This is a genomic window from Acinetobacter defluvii (assembly GCF_001704615.3).
GTDB lineage: Bacteria > Pseudomonadota > Gammaproteobacteria > Pseudomonadales > Moraxellaceae > Acinetobacter > Acinetobacter defluvii.
Genome location: NZ_CP029397.2, coordinates 1,412,983 through 1,426,747, shown reverse-complemented (window position 1 = coordinate 1,426,747; position 13,765 = coordinate 1,412,983). Strand labels below are relative to the sequence as shown.

The following is a 13,765-nucleotide window of genomic DNA, read 5'->3' as shown; positions in this document are numbered from 1 at the left end:
AAATATCGCTTATATTAGCTAGACACAATAACTTCGTTTGATTTAGGACTTTCAATCATGTTTCAACATGTCGATCCTTATGCTGGTGACCCGATTCTTTCATTAATGGAAGAATATAGTAAGGATGAACGAGCGCAAAAAGTAAACTTAAGTATCGGTTTATATTATAATGAGGACAGTATTGTGCCTCAGTTAGAAGCAGTTAAAACTGCGCTTAAAAATATTGAACCTCTCAATGATAAAGTGAAACTTTATTTACCTATGGATGGTTCTAAAACCTATAATTTAGCGACACAAGCGTTGGTGTTTGGTGAAAATTCACAGGCACGTAAAGATGGTCGTGTAGTCACGATTCAAACTTTAGGTGGCTCAGGTGCATTAAAAGTTGGCGCAGACTTCTTAAAAAAATATTTCCCAGAATCTGACATTTGGGTGAGCCAACCGACTTGGGACAACCATATTGCGATCTTTAATGGTGCTGGAATTAATGCTCATTTCTATCGTTATTTCGATGCTGCGACCAATGGTGTCAACATCGAAGCAATGCTAGAGGATTTAAATAAGATTCCTGCAAAAGGCATCGTATTACTGCATCCATGCTGCCACAATCCAACAGGTGCAGATTTAACCCCTGCTGAATGGGATCGTGTGATCGAGGTGCTCAAAGTTCGTGATCTCATTCCATTCTTAGACATTGCTTATCAAGGTTTTGGTCAAGGTTTAGAAGAAGATGCTTATGCCATTCGGGCTTTAGACAAGTCAGGTATGAACTTTATTGTCAGTAATTCTTTCTCTAAAATTTTCTCACTCTACGGTGAACGTGTCGGTGGTTTAAGTTTTGTCTGTGATGATGCTGAAACTGCACAAAAAGTTTTAGGTCAGTTAAAAGCAACTGTTCGCCGCATCTACTCTAGCCCAGCAACAACAGGCGCTTTGATTGTCGATACAGTATTACATGATGAAAAACTTGCTGAAAATTGGAAGGCTGAGTTACAAGAAATGCGCGAACGTATTATCAAAATGCGTGATTTGCTGAAAACCAAACTTGAAACTGCATTGCCTGAACGTGATTTTAGTTATCTAGTCAAACAACAAGGCATGTTCAGTTACACAGGTTTAACTGCGGAACAAGTCGATATCTTAAAAGATCAATATGCTATTTATTTGGTGCGTAGCGGTCGTATGTGCGCAGCAGGTTTGAACTTAAATAATATCGACGCAGTAGCCAATGCTTTTGCTGAAGTGATGAAAAAAACAACATAAGTTTGTTTTTTATATGAATCATTTAAAAAACCAGCTACGGCTGGTTTTTTAAATAACGATGATTTAAAAATAATAATCAGAAAACCATTTTTTTTAAAACATAACCATAATATTCAATATTCCATTCAAAAACTATTTTTCAAATACCTCTTTTAAATCTTTTGGCATACCTTGCGTAGACTTAAACTCACCTTGTTGACTTTTCCAAATCACTGCAGGCGTTGCAAAAAATCCATATTTATCCATCAACGCTTGGTTGGCATCAATTTTTGCTGCAATATCAGCAGGAATATTTTGCATTGGTTTTAAAGACTGATCTCCAGATTTTAAATTCAATTGACTAAAAACTTGCTCAGGATTTTTAGAGGTCAATAAAGTTGCCACTTGACCACGACTTTCTTTACGGATCACAGCGACTTGGATATGACGTAATTGAACTTTACCTGACTCCACCCAAGGACGTGCTTTTTGCCAAAATTGATGACAATACGGACAGTTTGGATCAGAGAATACATACACGATACGAGCTGCATCCTTTTTACCATCTTGAATGTAGGTTGACTTTTCCAGTGATTTCCAGACATCATCCAAGACTGCATTTTTGACATGGGTATTCAAGGCATCTACCGACAAATTTTCGCCTTTAGCATTATATAGATCGCCCACGATGTAATATTTTTGATCATTGGAAATAAATACGGTTGCAGGATATTGCTCTTTGTGCCCTGCCCAACCGGTCATATTGGCAGGTGCAGGAATTTCTTTGACAAACTCAAAACCTTCTTTGGCAATCTGCTGTTGTAGTGGTGTCAAGGCAAAGCTTGAATTTACACTCCCTAACACACATAAAGTTAAAGCGATTTTTCTTGATGAATGACGAAAATTTTGCATAATTTCACCTATTTTAAATGATCAGAACTTGAAATTTTCTTTAAATATTGTTGCAACATCGCAGGAGAAAGTTCGCCCATATGTCTGTCAACCAATTGTCCTTGTGCATTAAAAAATAGCGTACTTGGTAAACCAAACATTTTCATTTCTTTGGCAAGTTCACCTTGCGTATCGAATAAAACATTGTGAAATGAAAATTGATTTTTACTTAAATAAGCTTGAACTTTTTCAACACCTTCACCTTGATTTAACATGACAAAGTTGACTTGTTTAAAATCATTTTGCGCTTGTGCCAAAACAGGCATTTCCCGATGACAGGGCGGACACCAGCTTGCCCAAAGATTGACGACAGTAGGTTTACCCACAAATTGTTTTAATGAAATTTGTTGCTGCTCAAGGTTATTAAACTGCATATTGGGATAAAAACTTTGTGGTTTCTGCCACTGACTTAAGCCTAAGCTCAATGCACAGATTAAAGTAAAAATAGTCACAAAAATGACTTTATTTTCCAACTTAAATGTTCTATTTTTCCACAAAAACCATGCTACACCTGCAATCACACCACCATATAGGTGGAAGCCTTTGTCTTGAACTTTGATGATGTCAATCGGTGATGCCAAGTACACATCTAAATTTAATAATACAAAAACCAATCGTGCTGCAACCAGCCCTACCCACAGCATCGTCCATAAAGAATCAGAAAAAGTGCGCCAAGTTTGCACTGACCATTGTTGCTTTTTCTCTAAGATCTTGCCGACTGCATAAACAATCAGCAAGCCGAAAAGTACCAAAAGCAACGGAAATGGCAACATAAAAGGACCTAAATGGATCGCTTCACTAGAAATCATTGTCCACCCGCTTGTTTTAACTGCGCAAGTTTTTGCAAAAACTGTGGTGCTGTAAATGTACCAGTTAAACGTAAATCACGCATTTCTTGCTGTTGTGAATTAAGGAAGATCATAGTCGGCGGACCTAAGATTTGCCATTTTTTCAACAATTCATCTTGAGATGCTTCAGGATGAGTCAAATCTAGTTTGATACGTACCACATCTTTCACAGCTGCCTGTACATCTACACGAGGGAAGATTTCTTTTTCAATCGGTTGACATGCCACACACCAGTCTGCGTAAACATCAATAATGATTGATTTTTGTGGGTTTTTAGCCAATGCTTGTTCAAGTTGCTGTGCGTTAGTGACCTTGATCCAAGGGTGTAATTGCGCTATTTTTTCTGCAGAGTTCATCTGCTGAAGTGCTTGACGAGTTTGCCAAACACCTGCACTCATCACACCCACAACAATGAATACAATCAACAATTTATAAGAAAAATTCACCACATGTCGAATAATCGCAATCAAATAGATTGCCAGTGCAAAAAATAAAACTGCAAATAAAACATAATAAATGCTTATAGGCAGTAAGGGGCGCGCAAAATACACCGCCATTGCCAACATGACAAATCCAAAACTAAATTTCAGACGATCCATCCACAAACCTGGTTTTGGTAAATATTTCGCACCAAATACACTGGCAACAAATAATGGAATCCCGATCCCTAAGCCAAGCAAAAACAGATAAAAACCACCAAATAACGGTTGCTCAAGATGCGAAACATATAGCAAAGCTCCCGCCAAAGGTGCACTCATACATGGTCCAACAATCAGTGCAGAAATTGCACCCATCATCCCTGCACCGACCAGCGTTCCGCCTTTTTGTCGTTGTTGTAATTTATCTAAACTTTGTAGTAGTCCACGTGGTAAAGAAATCTGATACAAACCAAATAAATTAAGAGCAAACACCACAAATAAAATTGCAAAAATACTGATAAATATTGGATTTTGAAACCATCGTTGAATCCCAAAACCAAGCTGAGATACCACTACGCCCATCAATCCATAGACCAAAGCCATACAGATCACAAAAGTAGATGCAATCGCAGCAGCTTTATAACCCTTACTACGTTGCACTAAAATCCCAGACAAAATCGGAATTAAAGGCAATGAACACGGCAAAAATGCCAGTAAAATTCCCAATGCCAAAAAGACCAAGATATTTAAGAAAATATTTTGCTGACTCAATAATTTTAAGAAAAACTGATCGTTATTTAGCTCATTTTGTAGGGATTGATTTGTTTGCTCGGGCACTTGGGGTGCTGTACGAATAGATGTTTGTTCTATTGCTTGCACTTGACTTGCCGATGTTTCCCCTTGTGCAAGCGTAATGTCAGAATTTAGATTTTTTGCTTCATCTAATTCAGATGATGGTTCCTTGTCTTTAACAAGTGTGGCGTTTTCTACAACTTTATCTTTTAGTAAGTTATTATTTTCATTACTCTTATTCTCCAATAGCTTTTCCGATGGATTTAGTCCAACTTTGGCTAACTTCTGTTGAGGCAATAAACCTGCTGCATCAGTTTGGATCGTGATATGTTGCAATGGATAGCACAGACCATCCTCAGAACAGCCTTGCCATTGCACATTATATTTTTGATTTGGTTTAACGTTAATCGTTGTTGTGACTTGATTATAATGCACATTGGTCTTACCAAAGGTTGGATCATCTTTTTCATGCCCTTTGGGTAGTTTTAGTGCCAGCTCTTTTTGCGCTACACTAACTTTAAATTGGTCATGATATAAATAATAATGTGGAGCAACCTGCCAGTTCAGTTCAGCTTGTTGTGAAGAAATAGAATGTGCCTGAAATTTAAAAGCTTGATCTGGGGGTAAAAAATCCTCATTGGCAAAAATAGCTGTCGAAACCAAGCTCAGTACGACACCTGTTAAGGTTTTGATAAACATATTAATCAATCTAAATAATGTGACTGAATGCATTATCATCGAAAAAGGGTTAAGAGAACATTAAGACTTGTTTTTCTTTGTAAAATATCAACATTATCAGAGGAGTATTTATGTTTGTCGTGTTGGTGGAGGATGATCCTTATATTGCACAAAGTATCGTGGCTGCGCTGGATTATTTAAATATTTCAATTGAGCATGTCAATACAGCCCAAGCTGCGGATTATTTTATTCGTAAAACTGCGGTGGATTTATGTTTACTTGACTTAGGTTTGCCTGATCAAGATGGTTTAGAACTACTTGCTTCATGGCGTAAAGATCAACTGCATGTGCCTGTGCTCGTCCTCACCGCACGTAATCAAACTCAACAATGTGTCGAAGCTTTAAATGCTGGTGCAGACGATTACTTAATCAAACCTTTTGATTTAACAGAACTTATTGCACGAATTCATGCCTTAACTCGCCGTCATCGGGGTTATTCTTCTAATATTTTAAGCATTGCAGATTTAGAAATTAATCAAGATACCCAGCAAGCCTACTATCAACAACAGGTTTTGAATTTATCACGCCGAGAATATAGCCTGCTTGAAACCTTTATGCTCTACCCAAATCAAGTATTAAAAACAGATCAATTAATTGATAAAACCTATGGTTTTCAAGACAGTATTGAAAGTAATGCCATTAATGTCCATATCCACCATTTACGGCAAAAAACCCATCCTGATTTAATACAAACGGTGCGTGGTGTTGGCTACATTTTAAAAGTGCCCACTGAACATCTAGAAGAAAAATCATGAAAAGCTATAGTTTAAAATGGCGTTTAGTTTCGACCTTATTGGTAATTTTCATCTTACTTTGGTCGATGGTTTTTTGCTGGCTATATTATGATTTACAAAAACAATTACAACAGACCCTAGATGAGCGTCTTTCTGCTTCTGCACACATGGTTTATCGTTTAATTCGGCACTTACCTGTGCATGATTTACCCGATGTCCTAGAGTCTGTAAATGCTGAAAATGCCAACCAAAACTTAATTGCATGTGAAGTTTCATTTTTTAGTTCACATATTTCCACAGATCAAAAAGTGATTGCACGTACCCAAGATGCACCCGATAACTTAAGTAACCAAAATACAGGTTTTAGCACTTGGCTTGATCATGGAATTGAATGGCGTAGTTATACTTTAAAAAAAGGACAGATTCAGGTCGTTTCTGCTGAAAAACTAGAATTACGTTCAACGCTATTGGCACAAATTTTAAAATCCGTACTAATCCCATTAATTTTCACATTGATTTTATGTGTCTTCCTAATTTTATGGATTATTCGGGTTGAGTTTCAACCTTTGGATCAAATCGCACAAGATGTCACAGAAAAAAAACAGAGTTTATCAGAAGCAGCGAGTTATTTATTGGCACTCAAAACGCAAAATATTCCCACTGAAATCCAACCTTTTGTCGACAGCCTGATCGAACTGATTCAAAACTTACATGAAAGTCTTGAAAATGAAAAAAGTTTTAGTGCCTTTGCTGCTCACGAGTTACGCAGCCCTTTGACTGCCATTAAAACCAATGTACAACTTAGTTTGCTGATGTTGCAACAATCTGATGAACAGCACGCTAAACTTACACTGAACTTACAACAAGCCGATCAAAGTGTTCAACGTTATCAACAGCTCTTGGAACAATTGCTGTTATTGAGTAAGACTGAATTACACAACACGGTACACTGTGAAAATGCAGATGTTGCAGAGGTGTTAAAACAGGTTATTCAAGAATTAAAACATACATATTCGATAGAAAATACCTGCTTGCAGATAGATTGGAATAGTCTTTCCATACTGAAACTGCCTGCCTCTACTTTGTATATTGTATTAAAAAATTTGATTGAAAATGTCTTTTTACATGCACAATCTTATACAGCTATTGAGGTTTTTATGCAGAAGAATCATTTGATTATTCAGGATAATGGTGTAGGTTTAAATGCCACAGATCTGCAACTATTGACTAAACGTTTCTGGCGTAAATCTGCACAAAATACAGGTCATGGCTTAGGTTTGGCTTTGGTCAACATTCTGCTCAATAAAAATGCTCACAACATTACTTTTGAGCATAATTTTCCACACGGTTTAAAAGCTATTATTTCTGAAAATATAGATGAAAAGAAATAATTCTCTGGTTATGGATAAATGTATATAGACTTAAAAATAAAGCTCAAAAAATCAGCAAAAATAGAATATTAAATTATATTTCAATACGTTAAATTTTAAATAAATCCACAAAATCTGTGGATATATCTTGGGATAACGCTGGGAAATTTTATTTAAGCGATATTGAGCTCAATATTCTCATGCCCAAATCACCAAAATTGCAGCAATCACTACGAGAATCAATCCCAAATGCTCAGTTTTTGCTAATTGTTCTTTAAAGAAATAGACCGAAATCATTAAGCTAAATAAGATTTCTATTTGTCCCAAAGTTTTCACAATTGCGACAGACTGCATACTCATCGCTGTAAACCAACCCAAAGAAGCTAAAAAACTACACACACTGACTTTAAAAGTCAGTCCAATTTTATGCCACATTGCCACTAAAGTTTTTCGGCTAAATACAATTAAAAACAATAGCATGGATAAACATTGGAAACCGATAATACTGAGCAAGACCCATGCTGCACGGTATAAATATGGCAAGTTATCAAGCTCTAAACTGGCTTCACGAACCAGCAATGAAGTAATGGCAAAACACAGTCCACTGCCAATGCCAATCGACAAAGTCGATAATGAAATATCTTGCTTTTCCTTGCCATTGCTCAGTAAAAATACTGCTACTCCCCCAAGAGCAACACCTCCCCAGCCTAAAACAGTCAACTTTTCACTTAAAACCACGACAGCAATTATCGCGGCTAAAATCGCTTCACTTTTGGCTAAACCCACGCCAATGGCATAATTTTTTTGTTTAAATAACTGTACCATTAATGCGGTTGCAGCAATTTGACTGATTCCTGCGATGAACACATATAGCCAATAACGTGTAGTAAATTCCACAGCTTGAGCCAAAGGTTGTTGCTGATAAAGTATAAAAATATAGCAAACTGCAAAAGGTAGTCCAAAAATAAAACGCGCTAAAGTAACGCCGTAAACATCAACAGTAAGACTCAGTTGCTTTTGAAAAGCATTGCGCCATGCTTGCATAAAAGCAGCCATGACCGTAAAAAAAATCCAAATGGATGACATAAAGCCTTACTTTAAAGATAAATTTTAAACAAACTTGAATATACACCTTTCAATGAGAAAAATATGATTTTACAGAAAAGTTTAGATAGTTTTTCTTTGGTTAGCTTCTTATGCTCTTAAATGTTAAGTTTAAAAAATTTACCAGACATTCAAATAATCCACTTAAGACTGTCTTTTCGATCTTAAAATCCGTCATCTATTTACTTTTAAAAGCACTATACTGTGCACATAATTTTCCACTCAAAAATGCCTTAACTTTTAGGCAAAAGTAGTACACGTCATGTCAAAAAATCTCGCTACACTTCTTGGCTTTAGTGCTATTTTGCTATGGTCATCTTTGGTTGGATTATTAAAAAAACTGAGTAGCCTGCTCGGTGCAGATTATGCTGTTACACTGATGTATAGCTTAAGCACTGTTATTTTATTGATTATTTTTAAAATTCCAAACTTAAAAATCATTCCAAAAATATATCTGATCGGTGCATCTTTATTATTTTTAGTCTATGAATTGTGTTTTTCCTATGCAATTGCACTTGCCCAAACATCACAGCAAGCCATAGAAATCAGCTTAGTGAACTACTTATGGCCTAGCTTAACTGTAGCGATGTTAATCATTTTTAAAGAATTAAAATTTAGTATATTTGTCATTTTTGGCTTAATGATCAGCATGTGTGGCATTGTTGTCATTCAAACAGGCAATAACCAATTTTCTCTAATAACATTGTGGACACATTTTATGTCAAACCCGATAAGCTATATTTTAGCTTTGATGGGTGCAATCTTATGGGCAACTTATTGTGTAATTACCCGAAAATACAGTCAAGGTCATAACCCCATTGCATTATATTTTGTCCTGATTAGTGTAGTTTTATGGACAAAACTACTGATGACACATTCGATTGATACTTTACCAAACATCGACTTTGAAGTCTTACCATATTTAATTGCTGTGGGTCTTGCTACGGCTTTAGGTTACGCTGCATGGAATATTGGAATTATCAAAGGAAATATCACTTTTTTAGTGACACTTTCTTATTTTAGTCCAATATTTTCAACTTTATTTTCAATGCTAATTTTACAAACTGTACTCTCTTTAGAGTTTTGGCATGGGGTTTATTTGGTCACTTTAGGCTCACTGGTTTGTTGGTTGTCTACCAGTTGGGAGCAAATTAAACCTCGAATTCAAAAAATAAAATTACAATTTTAAGTGAGTATCAATATCTTAAAACCTATCAAAACTATCATAGATTTGGTTTTTATCACTGATCTGTTATATTTTTTTAGCACAGTTCTGTGTCTAGTGATTTCTTCTGATCTTTCCCATACTATAAAAATAGTCTGAAATGAGATCAAAGCCATGAACCATGATCAAGATTCAAAAAAATCTCCCCAATATGCAGACAGCTCTATCTCTGATAAAGCTTTTAAGCGCATGATTTTTTGGTTTTTTATTTACTGTACTTTATTTTGTGTTGGCGTTATTTTGGCAGTGGGTGCAGACCATAGTTACTTAAATTGATCCTTTGAGTTTTTATGTATAAATCTGAGCAATTACCCACCATCTTCAACAATTCATTGAAAATAGTAGGCTAAAACCATACGAAAAATTGCTGAACTTTTACACCAATATCAAGTGTAGTTGATCGAAGATGATCTTTATGAAGAACTGTATGTTGGGCAGAAAAATCGCTTTCCGTAAAACATTTTGATCAGCAGAATTGGGGGCTGCATTGCCCCTCTTTTTCCAAAACTTTAGGTGTGAATCTTCGTATAAGTTGGGTACATGCGGGTAAATTTTCAAATAAAATTCAGCATTTACAGTTAATGAGTACTATTTCAATCAACTCACTTTTACAAAATACGCTAGTCTACTTCCTACATCAGCATCATTATGAAAAACACTTATGCCAACTCAGACGCAATTTAGAACGTAATACAAAACAGATTTTCATTACCTAGAGCAGCATTTATCTGAACAATACCAAGTTTTTTGTTTTGCAAGTGGATTTTTCCTCTGAATTAAACTTCCTATTTTTAGGGATAATATGGACATCTATCATGCTCTTATTCAACAAAATATTGATGTAATCGCTAGTCAACTCTTTAATATGTTAAATTCACAACAGCATTATTTACGCTTGAATTGTTCATTTACATGCTTTACAGCTATTCAATACGGACTGGATTTTAATCAGCAGTATTGAAAATAAAATCAATCAAACTCAAGCGCTGTAATCCTTTAAAAAATTTTGAATTTTTCTAGGATTTAAAATAATTAAATGGAATTTTTAAATAGCGTACACCATTTGTTTCAGCTTCAGGGAAATGCCCTGCCACCATATTAATCTGAATTGCGGGTAAGATTAATTGCGGCATACTCAGGGTTGCATCACGTTGTTCTCGCATAGCGACAAAATCTGCTTTTTTGATACCGTCATGCACATGAATATTTTTTAATTTTTGCTCTTTTACACTGGTTTCACACAGATATTCTGTCCGTGTACTTGGCAAATAATCATGACACAAAAATATGCGATAATGTTCTGGCAAGGAAAATAGCTTTTGTATTGAATCATAGAGTTGTGATGCACTGCCTTTAGGGAAATCACAACGTGCCGTACCATAGTCATACATAAACAAAGTGTCACCGACAAATACACAATCTTCGATGACGTAGCTTAAGCACGCAGGCGTATGTCCTGGTGTAGCAATACTATAAGCTTGAAGTTGCCCAATTTTAAATGCTTCACCAGCTTCAAATAAGTAATCAAACGCAATATCAAAATCTGCCGTATTTTTAAAATGATAAATCTCAGTAAAAACTTTTTGTACTTCGCTGATTTTTTCACTCATTGCAATCTGACCACCCAATTTTTCCTTTAAATATTGAGAGGCGGTGAGATGGTCAGCATGTACATGCGTTTCCAAAATCCATTGAACTTTAAAACCATGTGTTTGGATGTAAGCAATGATCATATCGGCATGGGTGGTTTGCGTACTTGCCGAAGCTGCATCATAGTCTAAAACACTATCAATAATGGCGCATTGTAAAGTTTCTGGGTCAGCAACCACATAACTAAAAGTATTGGTATTTTCATCAAAAAAGTGTTGTATAACAGGTTTTTGCATATTATTTTACTCCAACAAATTTACGATGTAGCCAAACGCCAAAAAACATAGCCGCAAGGAAATAGATTGCTTGATAATAACCTAAACCAATCAAAGTAAAAGCAGGCGCTGGACAAATCCCTGCAATTCCCCAACCGATCCCAAAGATTAAAGCGCCAATACATAAACGTTTATCAATCTGCTGAGAGATAGGCAACTCAATTTTTTCATTAAATATCGTTACAGGTTTACGAATTGCCTTTTGAAATGGAATAAATGCAACACAAATTGCTCCAATCATGACAAACATCAAACTGGCATTCCACTCGCCAAATAGGTCTAAAAAACTCAATACATTTTCAGGATTTGCCATGCCTGACCACATCAAACCAATCGAAAATAAGCCACCAAAAACAAAAGCTAAAATATTTTTCATGATTATTGTCCTAGTATATGGCGCATGATATAAACCGTAACAAAACCAGCAAGCATAAATAAACTTGTAGCGACCATTGATCGAACTGAGAGTCGGCTCATACCACAAATACCATGTCCACTAGTACAGCCAGAACCTAAACGTGTGCCAAATCCAACCAAAACACCTGCGATTATCATTGCCAAGGGTGATGCATGGAGCTCAATTTGAGGATTAAAAAATAATCCATAAATAAAGGGGGTGAGAAATAAACCCAATAAAAACCACGTTGCAGGTCGTTGAAATAAAGCTTCTTTATTAAAAAGTTGTCCAACTAATCCACTAATTCCCGCAATTCTACCGTTAACATATAAATAGCCAACGACAGCGACACCTAAGAGTGTACCGCCCAAAAAGGCATTTAAATATGCGTGCATATTTGATTACTCAATAAACATTATATGTTTTTATAATATATTAATTAACTATGTTTTAAAATAGGATAATGCTAATTAATCATTTCCGTTTACATAACCCATCATTACTCTCAAAGAAAAATAAAATAGGAATAATAGATATAACAGCATTAAAATGTGAAAAATTAGCATGATCAAAATAAGAACACAGCTGTTTAAAAATATCTTTTTAAGGGGTTTATTTGTTGAATATTTAGACTTTTATCTTATGGGTGACTTTGATTTTGAGATTATTTCTAAGATACTCTTTCTATTCAGTTTTAAATCATGAGTTTTACATGTCTAACTTGAGCAATATTACCGTCATTGAACATCCAAATGACAAAGTAGCCCTATTCATCGATGGGCAAGCTATTTCTGAACGCTATGAAATTCATCATGAAAAAGCAATTATTGATGAATTAAAGCATTTAGAAGAGGGTAAAGCGCTTAAGTTATTTGAACAATTCATTTTTTCTCATACAGATCTCAACTTAGAACATAGTTATTTATACAGCACTTGTATTGTTAAGCAAAATCAGAGCTATCAAATTGCACGTAATTTTATTTATCGTCTTACTGTTTCAGGTCAAATGCCCTCTGAACATGTGATTACCAATCAAGGTAAAGCGATGTCACCAGAAGATATTAAGAAATTTATTAAAGATCATGTTGAAATGTCTTTAACCAAATATACTGATCTAAAATATGCATATTAATAATAAAAGCCTTAATTTTCATTAATTAAGGCTTTACTCAATATTTAAAACTTATTTTTATCATCACCAAGTTTTACAAATTGTGCTTCCATATCATTAAAAGCATCCGTAAAACCTATAAGTGAAATCTTGTTCTCAATTTGTTGATTTTTAGCTTTTTGATAACGTGTAAAAGCAAAATTGCCACGTTTTAACTGCCCGATAAGACTATTTGCATTTCTAAATAATCCTTCGCGTTCTTGTAAAGTATTCCCTTGGTCTATACGCACATATGCGGTACTGTTCTTTTCATGCTTTTCACCAATATTCACAATATATTGGTTATTTAAATGTAAAACCGAAATCGGACCTTTGCTCATCACACAGGCTTTAATATCGTCAAATGCTTTATATTGGCATTTAATCTTCCAACTCGCACGTCCCAATAATCTATTTTCCACATCCGTAATTGCATCACTTTTGACTTGACTACTCACTTTCGTAATCAATGAGGATAATTGATCATCAGCGGCATTTACCTGTGTTATAGAAACACCTGCAATAAACAAAATTAACGACCCCAATCGTAATGTATTGTTAAGCATACAATTTTCTCTGCTAAATTCTTGCTGAAATTCGATATAGACACAGCAATTTATAATAATGAATAAATTTGGTTGCACTATACCTTAAAATAGAAAAATTTCACTACTTTTTGAAAAAATAAACTTAAATAACAAACAACTAACAGCAAATACAAGCCATAGTTTGATTAATTCACCCCAATGAAAAATCAGCTGATTAAGTTTATTCACTTTTACAAAGTCATTCCCTATTTTGATGACTTTAAAATAAAAGTTGTGAAATCAATCACAATTATATCCATATATTGCAGAAAACCTTAACAAA

At 35.1% G+C, this 13,765-nt stretch carries 14 protein-coding genes and 1 pseudogene; 7 read left to right on the top strand and 8 right to left on the bottom strand.

What is annotated here, in order from left to right; genetic code table 11:
• Positions 1-57: 57 nt before the first annotated feature.
• The gene (locus DJ533_RS09095) at positions 58-1,263 is read left to right on the top strand and encodes an amino acid aminotransferase (protein ID WP_065992273.1); all 1,206 of its coding nucleotides are present in this window, start codon (positions 58-60) and stop codon (positions 1,261-1,263) included.
• A 132-nt stretch (positions 1,264-1,395) separates the two neighbouring features.
• Here DJ533_RS09095 and dsbG read toward each other — a convergent pair whose 3' ends face one another.
• From dsbG to dsbD, 3 genes are read right to left on the bottom strand one after another with little or no spacing between them, the layout of a single operon-like run.
• Positions 1,396-2,154, bottom strand: coding sequence for a thiol:disulfide interchange protein DsbG (dsbG, locus tag DJ533_RS09090; RefSeq protein WP_065992272.1), 759 nt, complete (start codon positions 2,152-2,154; stop codon positions 1,396-1,398).
• Between the two features lie 8 nt (positions 2,155-2,162).
• On the bottom strand, positions 2,163-3,002 hold the full coding sequence (locus DJ533_RS09085; protein WP_065992271.1) for a TlpA disulfide reductase family protein: 840 nt from the start codon (positions 3,000-3,002) through the stop codon (positions 2,163-2,165).
• Complete coding sequence (dsbD, locus tag DJ533_RS09080) at positions 2,999-4,951, bottom strand: protein-disulfide reductase DsbD (protein WP_065992268.1); 1,953 nt, start codon at positions 4,949-4,951, stop codon at positions 2,999-3,001. The genes DJ533_RS09085 and dsbD overlap by 4 nt, the downstream gene beginning before the upstream one ends.
• A gap of 110 nt (positions 4,952-5,061) precedes the next feature.
• Here dsbD and DJ533_RS09075 point away from each other — a divergent pair, with 110 nt between their 5' ends.
• Together DJ533_RS09075 and DJ533_RS09070 are read left to right on the top strand one after the other, a co-directional pair.
• Complete coding sequence (locus DJ533_RS09075) at positions 5,062-5,745, top strand: response regulator (protein ID WP_065992266.1); 684 nt, start codon at positions 5,062-5,064, stop codon at positions 5,743-5,745.
• The gene (locus DJ533_RS09070; protein ID WP_065992264.1) at positions 5,742-7,115 is read left to right on the top strand and encodes an ATP-binding protein; all 1,374 of its coding nucleotides are present in this window, start codon (positions 5,742-5,744) and stop codon (positions 7,113-7,115) included. The genes DJ533_RS09075 and DJ533_RS09070 overlap by 4 nt, the downstream gene beginning before the upstream one ends.
• A 177-nt stretch (positions 7,116-7,292) precedes the next feature.
• Here DJ533_RS09070 and DJ533_RS09065 read toward each other — a convergent pair whose 3' ends face one another.
• Positions 7,293-8,180 carry a DMT family transporter gene (locus tag DJ533_RS09065; protein ID WP_065992262.1) on the bottom strand — a complete coding sequence of 296 codons (888 nt, stop codon included), beginning with the start codon at positions 8,178-8,180 and terminating at the stop codon, positions 7,293-7,295.
• A 280-nt stretch (positions 8,181-8,460) separates the two neighbouring features.
• On the opposite strand from DJ533_RS09065, the gene yddG reads away from it, so the two are divergent.
• The 3 genes and pseudogenes from yddG to DJ533_RS18900 all read left to right on the top strand — a co-directional run.
• Positions 8,461-9,387 (top strand): aromatic amino acid DMT transporter YddG, encoded by a 927-nt coding sequence (gene yddG / locus DJ533_RS09060; RefSeq protein ID WP_065992260.1) that lies wholly within the window; start codon positions 8,461-8,463, stop codon positions 9,385-9,387.
• Positions 9,388-9,537: 150 nt separating this feature from the next.
• Positions 9,538-9,699, top strand: coding sequence for a hypothetical protein (locus DJ533_RS18665; protein ID WP_171488548.1), 162 nt, complete (start codon positions 9,538-9,540; stop codon positions 9,697-9,699).
• Between the two features lie 87 nt (positions 9,700-9,786).
• A pseudogene (locus tag DJ533_RS18900) lies at positions 9,787-10,384 on the top strand (aminotransferase class I/II-fold pyridoxal phosphate-dependent enzyme); the annotation flags it as partial.
• Between the two features lie 55 nt (positions 10,385-10,439).
• Here the strand turns inward: DJ533_RS18900 and DJ533_RS09055 are convergent.
• From DJ533_RS09055 to DJ533_RS09045, 3 genes are read right to left on the bottom strand one after another with little or no spacing between them, the layout of a single operon-like run.
• Positions 10,440-11,309, bottom strand: coding sequence for an MBL fold metallo-hydrolase (locus tag DJ533_RS09055; protein WP_065992258.1), 870 nt, complete (start codon positions 11,307-11,309; stop codon positions 10,440-10,442).
• A gap of 1 nt (position 11,310) precedes the next feature.
• Complete coding sequence (locus DJ533_RS09050) at positions 11,311-11,724, bottom strand: DUF6691 family protein (protein ID WP_065992256.1); 414 nt, start codon at positions 11,722-11,724, stop codon at positions 11,311-11,313.
• Positions 11,725-11,726: 2 nt separating this feature from the next.
• Complete coding sequence (locus tag DJ533_RS09045) at positions 11,727-12,140, bottom strand: YeeE/YedE family protein (RefSeq protein WP_065992254.1); 414 nt, start codon at positions 12,138-12,140, stop codon at positions 11,727-11,729.
• Between the two features lie 317 nt (positions 12,141-12,457).
• On the opposite strand from DJ533_RS09045, the gene DJ533_RS09040 reads away from it, so the two are divergent.
• Positions 12,458-12,877, top strand: coding sequence for a hypothetical protein (locus DJ533_RS09040; protein WP_065992252.1), 420 nt, complete (start codon positions 12,458-12,460; stop codon positions 12,875-12,877).
• Positions 12,878-12,921: 44 nt separating this feature from the next.
• On the opposite strand, the gene DJ533_RS09035 is transcribed toward DJ533_RS09040, so the two are convergent.
• Positions 12,922-13,461, bottom strand: coding sequence for an invasion associated locus B family protein (locus tag DJ533_RS09035; protein WP_065992251.1), 540 nt, complete (start codon positions 13,459-13,461; stop codon positions 12,922-12,924).
• Between the last annotated feature and the right edge of the window lie 304 nt (positions 13,462-13,765).